The sequence below is a fragment of the Mycobacterium sp. 4858 genome, from assembly GCF_900240975.1.
Taxonomy (GTDB): Bacteria; Actinomycetota; Actinomycetes; order Mycobacteriales; family Mycobacteriaceae; genus Mycobacterium.
This window is the reverse complement of record NZ_LT968775.1, coordinates 635381-649722: the sequence shown is the minus strand read 5'-3', so window position 1 is coordinate 649722 and position 14342 is coordinate 635381. Positions and strand designations below refer to the sequence as shown.

Annotated in this window: 15 protein-coding genes; 8 read left to right on the top strand and 7 right to left on the bottom strand. The window is 67.5% G+C overall.

The genetic code is table 11. The annotated features are described in order from the left end of the window. The first annotated feature begins 23 nt into the window (after positions 1–23). Both C1737_RS03005 and C1737_RS03000 read left to right on the top strand, forming a co-directional pair. A complete protein-coding gene (locus C1737_RS03005; protein WP_068096793.1) occupies positions 24–518 on the top strand; it encodes a lipoprotein LpqH in 495 nt (164 codons plus the stop codon). 74 nt (positions 519–592) lie between these two features. After that, complete coding sequence (locus C1737_RS03000) at positions 593–1582, top strand: alpha/beta fold hydrolase (RefSeq protein ID WP_102417180.1); 990 nt, start codon at positions 593–595, stop codon at positions 1580–1582. Positions 1583–1670: 88 nt separating this feature from the next. Here the strand turns inward: C1737_RS03000 and C1737_RS02995 are convergent, their stop codons facing one another. Together C1737_RS02995 and C1737_RS02990 are read right to left on the bottom strand one after the other, a co-directional pair. Then, the gene (locus C1737_RS02995; RefSeq protein WP_102417179.1) at positions 1671–2879 is read right to left on the bottom strand and encodes a cytochrome P450; all 1209 of its coding nucleotides are present in this window, start codon (positions 2877–2879) and stop codon (positions 1671–1673) included. Between the two features lie 19 nt (positions 2880–2898). Continuing rightward, positions 2899–3552: a TetR/AcrR family transcriptional regulator gene (locus C1737_RS02990; protein ID WP_102417178.1), complete on the bottom strand. Its 654-nt coding sequence runs from the start codon at positions 3550–3552 to the stop codon at positions 2899–2901. A gap of 198 nt (positions 3553–3750) precedes the next feature. Between C1737_RS02990 and C1737_RS02985 the strand changes: the two genes are divergently transcribed. Then, positions 3751–4536, top strand: a complete 786-nt coding sequence (locus tag C1737_RS02985) for a spirocyclase AveC family protein (protein ID WP_102417177.1) — start codon at positions 3751–3753, stop codon at positions 4534–4536. Positions 4537–4554: 18 nt separating this feature from the next. Here the strand turns inward: C1737_RS02985 and C1737_RS02980 are convergent, their stop codons facing one another. Beyond that, on the bottom strand, positions 4555–5529 hold the full coding sequence (locus C1737_RS02980; protein WP_102417754.1) for an LLM class flavin-dependent oxidoreductase: 975 nt from the start codon (positions 5527–5529) through the stop codon (positions 4555–4557). 238 nt (positions 5530–5767) lie between these two features. Here C1737_RS02980 and C1737_RS02975 point away from each other — a divergent pair, with 238 nt between their 5' ends. Together C1737_RS02975 and C1737_RS02970 are read left to right on the top strand one after the other, a co-directional pair. After that, positions 5768–6862, top strand: a complete 1095-nt coding sequence (locus tag C1737_RS02975) for a dihydrodipicolinate reductase (protein WP_102417176.1) — start codon at positions 5768–5770, stop codon at positions 6860–6862. A gap of 78 nt (positions 6863–6940) precedes the next feature. After that, positions 6941–8083: a MalY/PatB family protein gene (locus C1737_RS02970; protein ID WP_369807513.1), complete on the top strand. Its 1143-nt coding sequence runs from the start codon at positions 6941–6943 to the stop codon at positions 8081–8083. On the opposite strand, the gene C1737_RS02965 is transcribed toward C1737_RS02970, so the two are convergent. Continuing rightward, positions 8080–8808, bottom strand: a complete 729-nt coding sequence (locus C1737_RS02965) for a DUF2652 domain-containing protein (protein WP_102417753.1) — start codon at positions 8806–8808, stop codon at positions 8080–8082. The genes C1737_RS02970 and C1737_RS02965 overlap by 4 nt on opposite strands. Before the next feature lie 123 nt (positions 8809–8931). Here C1737_RS02965 and C1737_RS02960 point away from each other — a divergent pair, with 123 nt between their 5' ends. Together C1737_RS02960 and C1737_RS02950 are read left to right on the top strand one after the other, a co-directional pair. Next, a complete protein-coding gene (locus C1737_RS02960; RefSeq protein WP_102417174.1) occupies positions 8932–9837 on the top strand; it encodes a haloalkane dehalogenase in 906 nt (301 codons plus the stop codon). A gap of 231 nt (positions 9838–10068) precedes the next feature. Continuing rightward, complete coding sequence (locus C1737_RS02950; RefSeq protein ID WP_068096782.1) at positions 10069–10509, top strand: hypothetical protein; 441 nt, start codon at positions 10069–10071, stop codon at positions 10507–10509. 45 nt (positions 10510–10554) lie between these two features. On the opposite strand, the gene C1737_RS02945 is transcribed toward C1737_RS02950, so the two are convergent. Next, entirely contained in the window at positions 10555–11424 is an 870-nt protein-coding gene (locus C1737_RS02945) for an alpha/beta fold hydrolase (protein ID WP_102417173.1), read from the bottom strand. A 72-nt stretch (positions 11425–11496) separates the two neighbouring features. After that, complete coding sequence (locus C1737_RS02940; protein WP_102417172.1) at positions 11497–12255, bottom strand: 3'(2'),5'-bisphosphate nucleotidase CysQ; 759 nt, start codon at positions 12253–12255, stop codon at positions 11497–11499. 164 nt (positions 12256–12419) lie between these two features. Here C1737_RS02940 and C1737_RS02935 point away from each other — a divergent pair, with 164 nt between their 5' ends. Then, positions 12420–12974, top strand: coding sequence for a hypothetical protein (locus C1737_RS02935; RefSeq protein ID WP_369807512.1), 555 nt, complete (start codon positions 12420–12422; stop codon positions 12972–12974). 177 nt (positions 12975–13151) lie between these two features. On the opposite strand, the gene C1737_RS02925 is transcribed toward C1737_RS02935, so the two are convergent. After that, complete coding sequence (locus tag C1737_RS02925) at positions 13152–14327, bottom strand: thiolase family protein (RefSeq protein WP_068096825.1); 1176 nt, start codon at positions 14325–14327, stop codon at positions 13152–13154. Positions 14328–14342: the final 15 nt, after the last annotated feature.

Genomic DNA, 14342 nt, shown 5'->3' with positions numbered 1-14342 from the left:
TCCTCGCTGGCAAAGGAGGTGAGATGAAGATTCCGTACATCTTCGTGGTGGCCGGGCTCGTGCTGACCGCCGGCCTGGCCGGCTGCTCCGGTAAAGGAAGTCAACCGGCGTCGGCCCCGAGTTCGAGTCCGGATCCCGTGAGCACCACGGTCATGATCGACGGGAACAAGCACACGATGACCGCGGGGGTGGACTGCACCAGTTCGGCGGCCCAACCGGACGCGTCACCCCCGGAGTCCGGGGACCTCACCACCCACATCAGCGTGCACGACGATACGGCGTCGGTCTCGCTGGCCCTTTCGGACGAGAAACCGCCCATGGTGGACGGATTCGCGATCTCGCTCACGCTGGGCACCGGCCAGTATCAACTGCCGTACCAGGCGACCAAGTCGGCAACCCAGGTCCAAGCGACCAAGCAGGGCAAGAGCTACACGGTGACCGGGACGGGGCAGGCGACCACGCCCGGCCAAAACGGCACGCGCCCGGTGACTTTCGGGGTCCACATCACCTGCCCGTGAACGCGGCGTCCATGCGGCCGGCTTGCGGTAACGGCATGGTTGTCTATCGCCCTTAGCTCTGCGATGCTGGCAGCTTGGATATCTTCGAGGAGTGGCAAACCGGCGGTACGGAACTACGGTGGCGGTCGACGACCGCCGCCAACGATGCACAGGAAGTCGCGGTCTTCAGTCGCCGCTGCGGAATGCCGGGCGCCCCCGCCTTGGTGCTCGTGCACGGCTTTCCGACGTCGAGCATCGATTATTTCGCCCTGGCCAATGAATTGGGCTCGGAGTTCGACATCTACGCGCTGGACTTTCCGGGGTACGGCCTGTCGGACAAACCGGCTGAACCCTATGTGTATTCGCTCTACGACGACGCGCGGCTGCTGGTCTACGCGATCACCCAGGTGTGGACTCTGACCGAATTCCGCATGCTCACCCACGATCGCGGGAGCAGCGTCGGCATGATCGCGCTGGAGATGCTGGCGGCGCTGGATCCGCCCGTCGCGCCCGTCGACCTGGTCGTGACCAACGCCAACATCTACCTGCCGCTGTCCAACCTCACCGCGTTCCAGACCGCACTGCTCGACCCCGACACCGGGCGGCCCACCGCCGCGGCGACCACGCCGGAGATGCTGGCCGCCGGCCTGGGCGCCAGCACCTTCATGCCGCGACGCACACTCGACGACCCCGAGATCGCCGCGCTGGCGAAGTGTTTCGCCCACAACGACGGGATCCGCGTGTTGCCGGACACCATCCAGTACCTCCACGAGCGCGCCGCCGACGAAACGGGTTGGCTGGAAGCGCTTTCCACCAGCCCGGTCAACACCACGGTGGTGTGGGGATTGCACGACAGCGTCGCGCCGCTGCGCGTCCCCAACCACGTGTGGCAGACGTATCTGAAGACCAAGCCCGGCCGCAACCGCTACTGGGTGGTGCCCGGCGCCGACCACTACCTGCAGTGTGACGCCCCCGCGCAACTGGCCCAGATCGTTCGGCTGACGGCCCAGGGTGGGGACATAGCGCTGCAGACGCTGGGCAACCAGCCCGACGGCGCGGTGTTGGTGGACCAAACAGCCGGCTAGCGCGGCCTCTCTTGGACGAGCGTGAAGCTAACTTCACGCTCGACGGCCAGCGTGAAGCTAACTTCACACTCGGCGGAACGACGCCCACTCACCCCGTCACGACGGGCAGGCGCGCCCACCCGCGCACGCTCGCGGTGTGCGCCCGTTGCGCGTTGGCATAGTCGACTTCCCAGTCGGGCCAGCGTTTGAGGACCTCTTCGAGGGCCACCCGGCCTTCCATCCGGGCCAGCGCCGAGCCGAGGCAGAAGTGCAGGCCCTGGCCGAAGCTCAGGTGGGCGCCTTCGCGGTGGATGTCATAACGGTCGGGATCGGCGAACCGGCGATCATCGCGGTTCGCGGAACCGTTGAGCAGCAACATGTATGAGCCCTCCGGTACGACCCGACCGTAGAGTTCGGCGTCCTGCGCCACGTACCGGGCCTGCACCGGCGACGGCGGCTCGTAGCGCAGTGTCTCCTCGACGGCGCCCGGGATCAGCGACGGGTCGGCGACCAGTTCGCGGCGCTGGTCCGGATGATCCGACAGCAGCTGACCCATGAAACCGATCAGCCGGGCCGTGGTCTCGTTCCCGGCGCCGGCGATCATCGCGGTGTAGGCCAGCACCTCGGTCCGGGACAACGGACGCCGCGTGCCGTCGGGTTCTTCGATCTCGGCCCGCAACAGATCAGTCATCAGGTCATCGGAGGGGTGGTCGGCTCGCCATTCGATGTACTCGGCGAACACGACGATGCTTTCCTCGAACAGCTTCGCGTTGACCGCGGCGGGATCGCGCCCGTCTGACAACTCGATGTAGGCCCCGCCGCGATCGCGAATCTTGGCCTGATCCTGTTCGGGAATGCCCAACAGGTAACCGATGGTCCGCATCGGCATCATCGCCCCGAGATCGGCGATGAAATCGAACCCGCCCGCGCCGACCAGCGGATCCAGCTCCCGCACACAGAAGCCCCGGACCAGGTCCTCCACCGCAAGCATGCGACGGGGCGTGAAGACCCGGGACAACAGCCGCCGGTGCAGGTCGTGCAGCGGCGGGTCCTCGAACAGCAGAATGCCCGGCGGCACTTCGATATTGGCGAACAAGATGTCGGCCGTGGTGCCGCGGCCGGACCGGTACGTCTGCCAGTTCGGCAGTTCGCGCGCCACGTCGTCGTACCGGCTCAGCGCGTAAAAGTTGTACCTCTCGTTGTAGTACAGCGGCGCTTCCTCGCGCATGCGCTTCCACACCGGGTATGGGTCGTCGTCGATGCCGGAGTCGAACGGGTCGTAGTACAGGTCGATCGCGCTGGCGCCCGCCTCGTGCATGGTTAGTCAGTCCCTTCGCTCAGTCGTTTCTGTGCAGGAAGCCGTGCAGGACCGCCTGGGTGAGTTCTTCGACAATCACGTCTCGCGATGGCGGCCTGACGCCGAAATAGGTGGAGCGCAACGCGGCCATGCCCGCGATCATCGCCACCGTCGAGTGAGCGGGTAGGTCGGGATGGTCCGACCGCAGACCCCGAAGGTGCATGCCCTCCGCGCTGATCTCACCGAGCGCCGTGATCGCCCGCCTGATCTCCGCGATGCCGGCGTCGGCCTTCTCCTCCTCGCTCAGTGCCTCGGACGCCATCAGCGTCAACAGCAGACCCTGGTGTTCGACGAACACGTCGTAGAGCTGCCCGACGAAGTGCCTCGCCAGTTCCTTCTCGTCGGTCTCCTCCGGGACGACGGACTGCCAGGTCCGGCCGAACTCCTCGACGAAGTTGGTGAAGGGCAGGACGAGCGCCTCCCGGAACAGGGCCGCCTTCGACCCGAAGTGCCGAAACAACAGATGCTCGGTAACGCCTGCGGCCTGGGCGATTTCACGCGTCGTCGTGCCGCGGTAGTCCTGGCGCGCGAAGAGGGCGCGCGCAGCGTCGAGCAGCAGCCCGCGCGGGGCACCACGGGGCCGGCGGGTGGTCGCAACAGGTGTGCCGCTCTTCGTGGAAGGCCGCTCGGGCACGGACGTTTACTCCTCGAACATCGGGGTTGACTGGCTTTAGGATAGTGTGCACTATCCAAAGAGTCGAGCTCGGACTGGAAGGGGTGCGACCGTGGGCGCCGTCATCATGCTGGGCACGCTGTTCGGGCTGATCGGCCTGATATTCGGGCTGGTGCTGCACTTCGACCCCCAGGCACGCCGGACTCCGGGACACGACCGGTGAGCTCGCCGATGACTCCCGTGATGCAGGCGGCCAGTGACTTCGCGCTGATCGGCGGCATCGGGTTCACCGCCCTCGGCGTGTACCTCAGCGTTCGGCGGCGCCGCCTACACCCGCTCCTGCTGCTGTGCATCTCGGCGATGTCGTTTTCGTGGATCGAGGCGCCCTACGACTGGGCGATGTACGCGCAATTCCCGCCGGCCATCCCCCGCATGCCCTCGTGGTGGCCGCTGAACGTGACCTGGGGCGGGCTGCCCCTGTTCGTCCCCGTCGGCTACATCTCCTACTTCGTGCTGCCAGCCGTGACAGGCACGGCGCTCGGGCGACGGCTGAGCGCACGGTTCGGATGGCGCAGGCCCCCAACGCTGTTGGTGGTGGGCCTCGTCGTCGGCTTCTGCTGGGCGTTGTTCTTCAACGGGTTCCTGGGCGCCAAGCTCGGCGTGTTCTACTACGGCCGCGTCATTCCCGGTCTGGCGATCCGCGAGGGGACCGTCCACCAGTACCCGCTTTACGACTCCCTCGCGATGGCCATCCAGATGATGGTCTTCACCTATCTGCTGGGTCGCACCGACGCGCAGGGACGCAACGTCATCGAGATGTGGGCCGAGCACAGGTCGAGGAGCCGCCTCGGCTCGTCACTGTTGTCCGCCCTCGCCGTCGTCGTGGTCGGAAACGTCCTATACGGGGCGGTTTTCGCGCCCCATCTGGTCACGAAACTGGGTGGGTGGGTGACCGCCGGGCCGACGGAGCAGTTGTTCCCGGGCGTGCCGAACCAGCCCGAGTAATTACCAGCGCCTCCGCAGTCACCCGAGCGCCTGAGGAAGCACAACCTCGCCCACGCGCTGTAGATACGGCCACGCGACGTCCGGTGGCAGCCCGCCGCACAGCGGTGACAGGTTGAGCACCTGGCCGGCACGGACCCGCGAAATGGCTTCCGGCACAGAGATGATCACGTGCGATTTCCCGGTCGCGCGCAGCTCGTCGACGGTGTTCACGTGCGAGAAGCCGGCCGTGGTCTCGTCGCCGGGGTTCCACGCGGCATAGGTGCGCACATCGTGCAGCATATGGTCGCCGATCTCCTTCCACGCCTGATCCACGTCGTCGGCGACGAACACGACCGACGGGGTATCACGGTCGGGGAACATGGTCGGTCCGGGCTCGTGGCCGTGCTCGCGACAGGCGGCCTCGTAGGCCTCCCGAATACCCGGAGCATTCGCGTTGCCCAACATGCCCAGGCCATACCTGCCCGCCCGCCGGGCCGCCGCCAAAGTTCCGCCGCCCCACATCAATCCCGGACCGCCTGCGGTCAGGGGGCGAGGTGTCACGGTGATCCGCCGACCGTCTTCGACGACGGTTTCACCGGCAAGCAGCCGCCGCAACAGCGCGAGTTTCTCGTCGCAGAGGCGGCCACGGGTCTTCATCGGCACGCCGAAATGCTCGAACTCCTCGGGCCGATAGCCCAGCGCGAGGATGTACGACGCCCGCCCACCGCTCAAAATGTCGAGCACCGCCATGTCTTCGGCGAGCCGCACGGTTTCGTAGAACGGGAGAATCAGGATCAGGCTCAGCGCCAGACGCTGCGTGCGTGCCGCCACGGCCGACGCCAACAAGAACGGGGACGGTAGGTAGCCGTCCTCGGAACCGTGGTGTTCACAGAAGACGGCGGCCAGGCCGCCGTGATCCTCGGCCCACGCCGACATGTCGAGCGCCGCAGCGTAGAGATCGGTTGGGGACGCGGCCCACTCGGGATCGCGCATGTCGAAGCGCAGTGTGTACACGGCGAACTCCTCGCTGCCCAAATCTTTGGGATGCACGTTACATGCTCAGTCGAACGCGTAAAGCGTGAACACCAGCAGCACCATAACCTAACATTTGTTCTTTAAGATAGTGCGCGCTTTCTTAAGGCCTTGACCGCGCTGACTCGCGGCTGTTAGCTTCAGATCACAGGCTGCGTAAGGGCAACGGCCGCCCCCACTTTCATGGTGTTCGTGACGTGCCCGCACCGAGGAGGAACCAATGACGACTCATCGGGTTGTGGTGTGGGCGACGGGCGGTATCGGGTCGATCGCCATCCGCACCATTGCACGGCGTCCCGATCTGGAGCTGGCCGGTGTGTGGGTGCACTCGCCGGAGAAAAACGGCAAAGACGCGGGCGAGCTCGCCAACGGCGAGCCGATCGGCCTGAAAGCCACCACCGACGCGGACGCGCTCATTGCGCTGAATCCCGACTGCGTCATCTACGCCGCCAGCGGCCCGGAACGCGACGCGCTGGCCATCCCGGACTACGTCAGGCTGCTCGAGTCCGGTATCAACGTCGTCACGACCAGCACCACCCGGCTGGTCAACCCGCACGCTTACGAACCCTTCGAGTGGCGCGACCAACTGGTCGCCGCCGCCAAGCACGGCCAGGTCTCCCTGTACGCGTCGGGGATCGAGCCCGGCTTCGCCGCCGACTACCTGCCCCTGGTGCTGTCCACCCAGTCGTCCTCCATTGAGAAGATCCACGCGTTCGAGATCGGCCTGTACGACGACTACGGCGTCCCCGACATCATGAGCGACGCACTGGGTTTCGGCCGGCCACTCGACTACCAGCCCTGGATCGGCTTCCCGGGCGCGATCGCCGGCGAATGGCAGGGTCAGATCCGGTTGGTCGCCGACGCGCTCGGCGTCGAAGTCCAGGAGGTCCGCGAATCTTTCGACCGCGCGATCACCCACCGGACGCTGGAGGTCGCCATGGGCACCGTCGAGGCCGGAACGTGTGGGGCGCTGCGGATGCGCGCGACCGGCGTGGTAGTCGGCCGGGAGGCCATCGTCATCGAGCACGTCACCCGACTGGCTCACGACGTCGCGCCGGACTGGCCCACGGGGATCGGGGATCTCTCCTACCGCGTCATCATCAGCGGCGATCCCGACATCGATTGCACGCTGGCGGCGACCCTCAAGGATCCGCGCAAGGCCGGCGTCGGTGGAATGACGTCCGGGGCCGGCGCGATGGTCGCCACCGCGATGCGCGTCGTCAACGCCGTGCCGTATGTCGTTGCCGCCGAACCGGGGTTGCTGAGTTCGGTCGATCTCCCGTTGACGATTCCCAAGCACGCGTTCGCCACCTAGTCTGCCCTACAATCTGGCCGAGTGACGTTTAACCCGCTCGAGGAACTCACCCTCCCCCAATTGCGGCTGCGCACCAGCATGAAGTGGCGCGCGTACGCGGACGACGTGTTGCCGCTCTGGGTTGCCGAGATGGACGTCAACCTGGCGCCGACGGTGGCCGCGGCCCTGCGCCGGGCCATCGACATCGGTGACACCGGATACCCTTGCGGCACTGCATTTGCCGAAGCGGTGAGTGAGTTCGCCTCGCGGCGTTGGCAATGGCACGACCTGGAGGTCGGCCGCACCGCGATCGTCCCCGACGTCATGCTCGGCGCCGTGGAGCTGTTGCGTCTGGTCACCGACCGCGGTGACGCCGTCGTCGTCAACCCGCCCGTGTACGCGCCGTTCTACGCGTTCATCTCGCACGACGGCCGCCGCGTGATCGAGGCCCCACTGGACGCCGACGGACGAATCGATTTGAGCAACTTGGAGGGCGCGTTCGCGCGTGCCGGCGCTGCGGGCGGCAAGGTCGCGTACTTGCTGTGCAACCCGCACAACCCGACCGGCTCGGTGCACACCAGCGAGGAATTGCGCCAGGTCGCCGAGCTCGCCCACCGGTTCGCCGTCCGGGTGGTCTCCGACGAGATCCATGCACCCGTCGTCCTGTCCGGGTCGCGGTTCACCCCGTACCTGACCGTCCCCGGTGCGGAGAACGCCTTCGCCCTGACGTCCGCCTCCAAGGCGTGGAACCTGTCCGGCCTGAAGGCGGCTCTGGCCATCGCGGGCCCGGAGGCGGCCGCGGATCTGCGCCGGATGCCGGAGGAGGTCAGTCACGGGCCGAGCCACCTGGGCGTCATCGCGCACGCCGAAGCCTTCCGGACCGGCGGCGAATGGCTTGACGAGCTGCTGCGCGGCCTCGACCGGAACCGCCGGCTGCTCGGCGATCTGGTCGCCGAACACCTGCCGAGTGTGAAATATCAATGGCCGCAAGGGACTTACCTCGCGTGGCTCGACTGCCGGGAGCTCGGGTTCGTCGAGGACGCCGCCGACGGCCCTGCGGTGGTCGCCGACCTGTCCGGGCCCGCCCGGTGGTTCCGCGACCACGCCCGGGTGGCGCTCAGTTCCGGCCACGTTTTCGGAACCGGCGGGGCGGGGCACGTCCGGCTGAACTTCGCGACCTCGGCGGCCATTCTCACCGAGGCCGTGTCCCGGATGGGCCGGGCGCTCGCCGACAGGGGTTAGGCGGGGATCTCCTCGGCCCCGCGACCCAGGTTGCGGAACCCCTCGGCGGGCTCCTTGAACCCGAGCACGAAGGGCAACGAGCTCAATTCCAGCTTCATCGTCGCCCCGAACCGGCGAAAGAAGTTGGACTGGACCGGAGCGAGGGAAACCTGCGCCGTCGCAAGGTCGATGTAGTGCGTCGACGTCTCCCCGATGTCGTCGAACACGTGCATCAGCGGTTTGCACTGCGAGCGCACGGATTCGTCCAGGCACGCGGCGACGGGATCGGTCATCAACACGTATTCGACCACGGGCACCAGGTTTTTCAGCATTCGATGCACCAGGATCACGTCGAAGCCCGCGAGTTCCACGTGGCGCTTCACCCGTTGCTCGGCCACCTCACCCTGGTGGACGACGAACTTCAACGACAGGTTGTCCAGCTGCGCGCAACACGCGCACTCGCAGGCCAGATCCTTCTTGAAGCGCTCGCGCCGCGCGATGAACGCCTCCCGCATCCGGGACAGCCGGTCACACACCAGCACTTTGGCGTCGCCGTCGGGCGCCCAGAAGAAGGCGGCGTCGCCCTCCAGCTTGGCCAGCTTCATGCCTCTGCCGGCGTCGATCACCGACTCCAGCAGCCCTGCCACCGTCAACTGGGCGTGCGCCAGGTGGGTGCGGTTCCACTGCATGTAGTGGGTGTAGCCGCTGATGTCGGCAATGAGCAGGACCGCACGCCGAATCGCCATGAACAAGCCAGTTTAATGTCCTGTCAACGCCGGGCCCAATGAAATCTCCCAATCTCCCACTAGACGAACTGGCGTCGCCGCGAGAGGCTAACTCAAGGCGCCCACCCACCGGAGGAGCTGAATATGCATGTGCTACGAACCCCGGATTCCCGATTCGAAAACCTGGAAGGGTATCCGTTCGTAGCGAACTACCTCGACGTGGCGGCGAGCGACACGCAGCCGCTGCGCATGCACTTCCTCGACGAGGGCCCGGCGGATGGGCCGCCGATCGTGCTGCTGCACGGCGAGCCCACCTGGAGCTACCTGTACCGGACGATGATCCAGCCCCTCGCCGACGCCGGGAACCGCGTGCTCGCGCCCGACCTGATCGGCTTTGGTCGCTCCGACAAGCCCGGCCGGATCGGCGATTACACCTATCAGCGGCACGTCGAATGGGTGACCTCCTGGTTCGAGCGGCTCAACCTCAAGGACGCGACGTTGTTCGTGCAGGACTGGGGATCGCTGATCGGGCTGCGCATCGCCGCCGAGCAGGGTGACCGCATCGCGCGACTGGTGGTCGCGAATGGTTTCCTGCCCACCGCGCAGCGGCCCACCCCGCCCGCCTTCTACGCCTGGCGGGCGTTCGCACGCTACTCCCCCGTATTGCCCGCCGGCCGCATCGTCTCGGTTGGGACCGTGCGGCGGGTTCCGGCCCGGGTGCGGGCCGGGGACGACGCACCGTTCCCCGACAAGTCGTATCAAGCCGGGGCCCGGGCCTTCCCTCAGTTGGTGCCGACCTCACCGGACGATCCCGCGATCCCCGCCAACAGAGCCGCATGGAAAGTCCTGGGGCAGTGGGAGAAACCCTGCCTTGCCATCTTCGGCGCCCGCGACCCCATCCTCGGGCGGGCCGACCGTCCCCTGATCCAGCACATCCCCGGCGCCGCGGGCCAACCGCACGCCCGCATCAATGCCGGTCACTTCATCCAGGAAGACTCCGGACCCGAACTGGCCGAACGCATTCTGTCCTGGCAGCAGGCCCTGCGCTGACCACGCATCAGGGCTCCACTCCGGTAGCGCCCGCCCGCCTCGCCAATCCCGGCTTTTAGCAACGGCTCCCGGTAGAACGCCGGCATCGCGTGGTGGTGGGTGTCGATCCGCGACATCGCTGCGCTCCGCTAGGCCGTCGGACACTGGTCCGGCACGATCGTAGGTCCCCGCCGACGGCTCGTCCGCCGGGCTCCGCGTCGGGCGGCCGGTGTCGAATGGAACGATCAGCGCATGGACGGTGCGTTGATGGGTCTCATGGGGATGGTGGTGGGCGCGTCGGCCGCGGGGGCGGCGGGCGTCGCGAGGTCGGTCTCCGACACCGTGCTGCCCAGGATGATGGGCAGTGCCGACCACAAGCACCAGATGATCTTGCAGTTGCACGGGCAACGCTGCGAGACGATTCAGCGATGGCGGGCCGGCTTGGCCGACGCCCGGGATGCCTACCGGCAATGGGCCTGCGGACCCAGGGACGGCGATCCGCCCAATGTCGTGGGCGACGAGTGGTTCGAGGGGTTACGGCCACACCTGCCCGCCACCGGTGAAACGGCGAAGTACCGCACCGGACACGAAATCCACTGCGATAACCCGACCCTCACGCTGCTCTCGCTCGAGATCGGGCGGATCGAGAAGGAGTGGACCGAGGAGGCCAAGGGGCGCAGGCGCCGGCTGTGAACGCGGCTGGACCCACGGTTGCGGCGGCACTCGGGGATCGGGCTGTTACGCGGCAATCGCCCCGCGGCGTATCAGGTCGGCGAACTCGTCTGGGGATTCGAGCGGTGCGAAGTGGCCGGCGCCATCGACGGTGGTCAGCTGAACGTCCGTGAAGAACTCGTCGAGGCGATCCGACCACACGGGGGGAAACAGCGGATCGCGTATTGGCCAAAGCACGGACGCGGGCGTACTGATGCGTTGGTCCCGCCGCGGTGGCCGTTCGCCCGGTGCGGTCGCCACCGTTCCGGAACCCGCCCGATACCAGGCAATCGAGGCGCGGAAAGCGCCGGGCGGCGAATAGGCGGCGACGAGATGCTCCAAGTCGGCATCCGCGAGCCCGAACGTCGGGCCGGACCATGCCCCCCAGAAGTGAGACAGGTACCTGCGGACGGCACGGGGATTTCCGTCGATCAGCTCGTGCGCCAGTGACAGCTGGTGAAACGCTTGGTACCAGAACTGCTCTTGGGCGTCCGGATCGAGCACGCGGGTTCCGACGCCGGGCAGCGGAGGCGACAGGACCAGGTGCTTGACGAGCCCCGGCCGATCCGTGGCCAGGGTTTGAGCTATCCGGCTTCCGATGTCGTAGCCGGCGACGACAGGTCGCCGCAAGCCGAGTTCATCGATCAGGCCGACGATGCTGGACGCCTGGGCCGCGGCACCGTATCCGTGGGCTGGGTCGACGGGCTGCTTGTCCGACCGTCCGAACCCGCGCAAGTCAGGAACCACAACGTCGAAATCCTTGTCCAGCAGGGGTACAACGTGGCGGTAATCCGTGTGGTCGCCGGGCCATCCGTGCAGCAGTATCACCGATTGCCCGCCGGTCCCGTGACGTTGGTAGGCCAGCCGAAAGCCATCGCACGGAGAACTCGTCAGCATTCCTCAAACGTAGTCGCGTGCCCTGCCGAGAAAATGAGGCCGCACGTCGGGATTTGGGCGTGCTCGGCGCAACTAGCCGACGTTCGGCCCCGACGTGACCGCGAGCACCGCCTCGGCCAGCTCGGGCCGGCAGACCACCAGATCGGGCAACTTCGGGTCCGACTGGTTGTAAACCAGGGGGGACCCGTCAATGCGCGACGTATGCAGCCCGGCGGCGCGGGCCACGGCCACCGGGGCGGCCGAGTCCCACTCGAACTGGCCGCCGGCGTGCACGTAGACGTCTGACAATCCCTGGACCAGCGACGCGACCTTGGCTCCGGCGGAGCCCATCTCCACCAGCACGCCGTCCAGCGCGTCGCGGACGGTCAGGGCGACGGCGGGCGGCCGGGTGCGTGACACGACGATGCGCGGCTTGCCCGGGGCCGCGGGTGGCGAATCGACCTCGGGGGTGGCCAGGGTGATGCCCTGCGCCGGCAGCGCCACCGCACCGGCAACCAACTCGCCCGCCTCCCACAGCGCGACGTGCACCGCCCAGTCGTCGCGCCCGAGTTCGGAGAATTCCCGCGTGCCGTCCAGGGGATCCACGATCCACACGCGTTCCGAGCGCAGCCGAACCGGGTTGTCGGCCCCCTCCTCGGACAGCACCGCGTCGTCGGGCCGCTCGTCGGCGAGAGCCGCCATCAAGAAATCGTGGGATCGCTTGTCGCCCGCGGCTTTCCGCTCGCTTGCGTCGGCGTCGGCGAACTCTTCGCGCACCGTGAGCAGGAGCCGCCCGGCCTCGGTCGCCAACCGCGCCGCCAGTTCGTGGTCATCCGTCAGTCGCAGGGCCATCACAATCCTTAAGTTGGTAGCGTTGACCAACTTTACCCTGCCTAGGCGAAGGCTGACGGGCACCACCCCGGGCGGAACGGTTCGGTCGTAATCTGTTGAACGTGAGCGGGGGCAACGTTCCTTTGTTGAGCCGACTGGGACGCGTTCCACGGGGGCGCCTGATCGTGATCGGCATCGTCTCGGCGCTCGCGTTGGGCGGCCTACTCGCCTTTGTCGGGTTCAAGGTGACCCAGGGCAGTCAAGCCGCGGCCCCGGCCACGTCGCTGCCGCCACCGCCGCAGAGCTTCGCCATCCCTGGTTGCTACAACCTGTCCGCTCCGCCGGTCGAGCGCCCGAAGCGGCTCAACGTGCTGGGCTGCGCGAGCGTCGCCGTTGCGCTGCAAGGCATGTCGTGGAGCGCGTGGGGGCCGCAGGGCGCCGACGGGACCGGCACGGCCGTCTTCAAGGTCTGCGACCCGAATTGTGCGGCGGGCTATCAGCTGACGGAGCCGGTTGTCGTACACGCGTGGAATCCGCAACCGCCACGGCGCGAAGCCATCTGCCAGGCCGGCCTGAACATCTTCGCCGACATGATCCTGGCCTTCCCCAAAGACGTCCCCCCACCAAACGTGCAGAAGATGAACGCCCAGTACAACGGACAGCCGGCCGTCCACTTCGCCAACTACTCGAGCGGCGATACGCGCGGCACCCAGTTCATCGGCTACACGTTCTGCAACTAGGCAGACCCGTTGGCGGCGACCCGCTGCTGAACCGGATGGCGGCGATCCGCCGCCAGACCTCGCGATCGCCGCGCCCAATGGCGGCGACCCGCCTCGCCCGGCTTCGCCGCGCTCGCGATCGCCGCGCCCAATGGCGGCGACCCGCCTCGCCCGGCTTCGCCGCGCTCGCGATCGCCGCTAGACCTCGATGACGACGGCACCGCCCTGGCCGCCGCCCGCGCACATGGCCGCGACGCCGATGCCGCCGCCCCTGCGGGCCAGCTCATAGGCCAGCGTGGTCACCATGCGCGCGCCCGACGCCGCGATGGGGTGGCCGAGGCTGCACCCGCTACCGGAGAAGTTCACCTTCTCCTCGTCGAGGCCGTACTCGCGGCACGCGGCGATCGGTACCGAGGCGAACGCCTCGTTGATCTCCCACAGCGCCACGTCGCCGACCGACAGACCGGCCCGCTGCAGCACCTTGCCGATGACCTTGACGGCACCCAGCCCGGTGTCCCTGGGGGCGACACCCGCGGCGGCCCACGCCCGCACCGTGCCCATCACGTTGAGGTTCTCCGCGGTGGCGTACTCGCGATCGACGAGGGCGACCGCCGCGGCGGCGTCATTGGTGCCACTGCTGTTGCCCGCGGTGATCGAGAACCCCTCGATCTCGGGGTGCAGCACCTTGAGTGCGGCCAGCTTCTCGACGGTGGTGTCCCGGCGGGGATGCTCGTCGACGGAGAAGTCGATCACCGAACCGTCGAGCTGGGTGACCTTCAGCGGGACGATCTCGTCGACGAACTTGCCCGCATCCATGGCAGCGATGGCGCGCTGATGCGAGCGCGCGGCCCAAGCGTCCATTTCCTCGCGGGTGATGCCGACCGCCTGCGCCGTATTCCAGCCGACGGTGATCGACATGTCCCGGGTGGGCGCATCGGGCGTCTCCACATGTGTCGGCGGCATCCACTGCTCCTGGAACTTCAGCTCAGGACCGGGAATTCGCCAGTTGGTCAGCGGCGTCATCGACAACGACTGCACGCCGCCGGCGATGAGGACGCGTTCCATCCCGGAGCCGATCTGGGCCGCGGCGTTTCCGATGGCGGTCAGGCTGCCCGCGCAGTGCCGGTTCACCGATTGGCCGGGAATGTCCTCCATGCCGGTCGCGGTCGCCGCATAACGCGCCAAATCGCCGCCGCCGTAATGGGATTCGGCGAAGATGATGTCATCGATCGCGGATGGGTCGACGCCGGACCTGCGCACCACCTCCGGAAGCACCGTGGTGATCAGCGTCTCGGGGGGTGTGTTGACGAGCGTGCCCTTGAAGGAACGGCCGATCGCCGTCCGAACCGCTCCGACAATGACGGGTGTGGCCATGTGCTCAACCTCGAA

What these genes read in the sequence shown, in the direction of transcription:
- C1737_RS03005 (WP_068096793.1), top strand. Translation starts at nt 24, where the DNA reads ATGAAGATTCCGTACATCTTCGTGGTGGCCGGGCTCGTGCTGACCGCC.
- C1737_RS02995 (WP_102417179.1), bottom strand. Translation starts at nt 2,879, where the DNA reads ATGCACGAGGCGGGCGCCAGCGCGATCGACCTGTACTACGACCCGTTC.
- C1737_RS02975 (WP_102417176.1), top strand. Translation starts at nt 5,768, where the DNA reads ATGACGACTCATCGGGTTGTGGTGTGGGCGACGGGCGGTATCGGGTCG.
- C1737_RS02970 (WP_369807513.1), top strand. Translation starts at nt 6,941, where the DNA reads ATGAAGTGGCGCGCGTACGCGGACGACGTGTTGCCGCTCTGGGTTGCC.
- C1737_RS02965 (WP_102417753.1), bottom strand. Translation starts at nt 8,808, where the DNA reads ATGGCGATTCGGCGTGCGGTCCTGCTCATTGCCGACATCAGCGGCTAC.
- C1737_RS02960 (WP_102417174.1), top strand. Translation starts at nt 8,932, where the DNA reads ATGCATGTGCTACGAACCCCGGATTCCCGATTCGAAAACCTGGAAGGG.
- C1737_RS02950 (WP_068096782.1), top strand. Translation starts at nt 10,069, where the DNA reads ATGGACGGTGCGTTGATGGGTCTCATGGGGATGGTGGTGGGCGCGTCG.
- C1737_RS02945 (WP_102417173.1), bottom strand. Translation starts at nt 11,424, where the DNA reads ATGCTGACGAGTTCTCCGTGCGATGGCTTTCGGCTGGCCTACCAACGT.
- C1737_RS02940 (WP_102417172.1), bottom strand. Translation starts at nt 12,255, where the DNA reads ATGGCCCTGCGACTGACGGATGACCACGAACTGGCGGCGCGGTTGGCG.
- C1737_RS02925 (WP_068096825.1), bottom strand. Translation starts at nt 14,327, where the DNA reads ATGGCCACACCCGTCATTGTCGGAGCGGTTCGGACGGCGATCGGCCGT.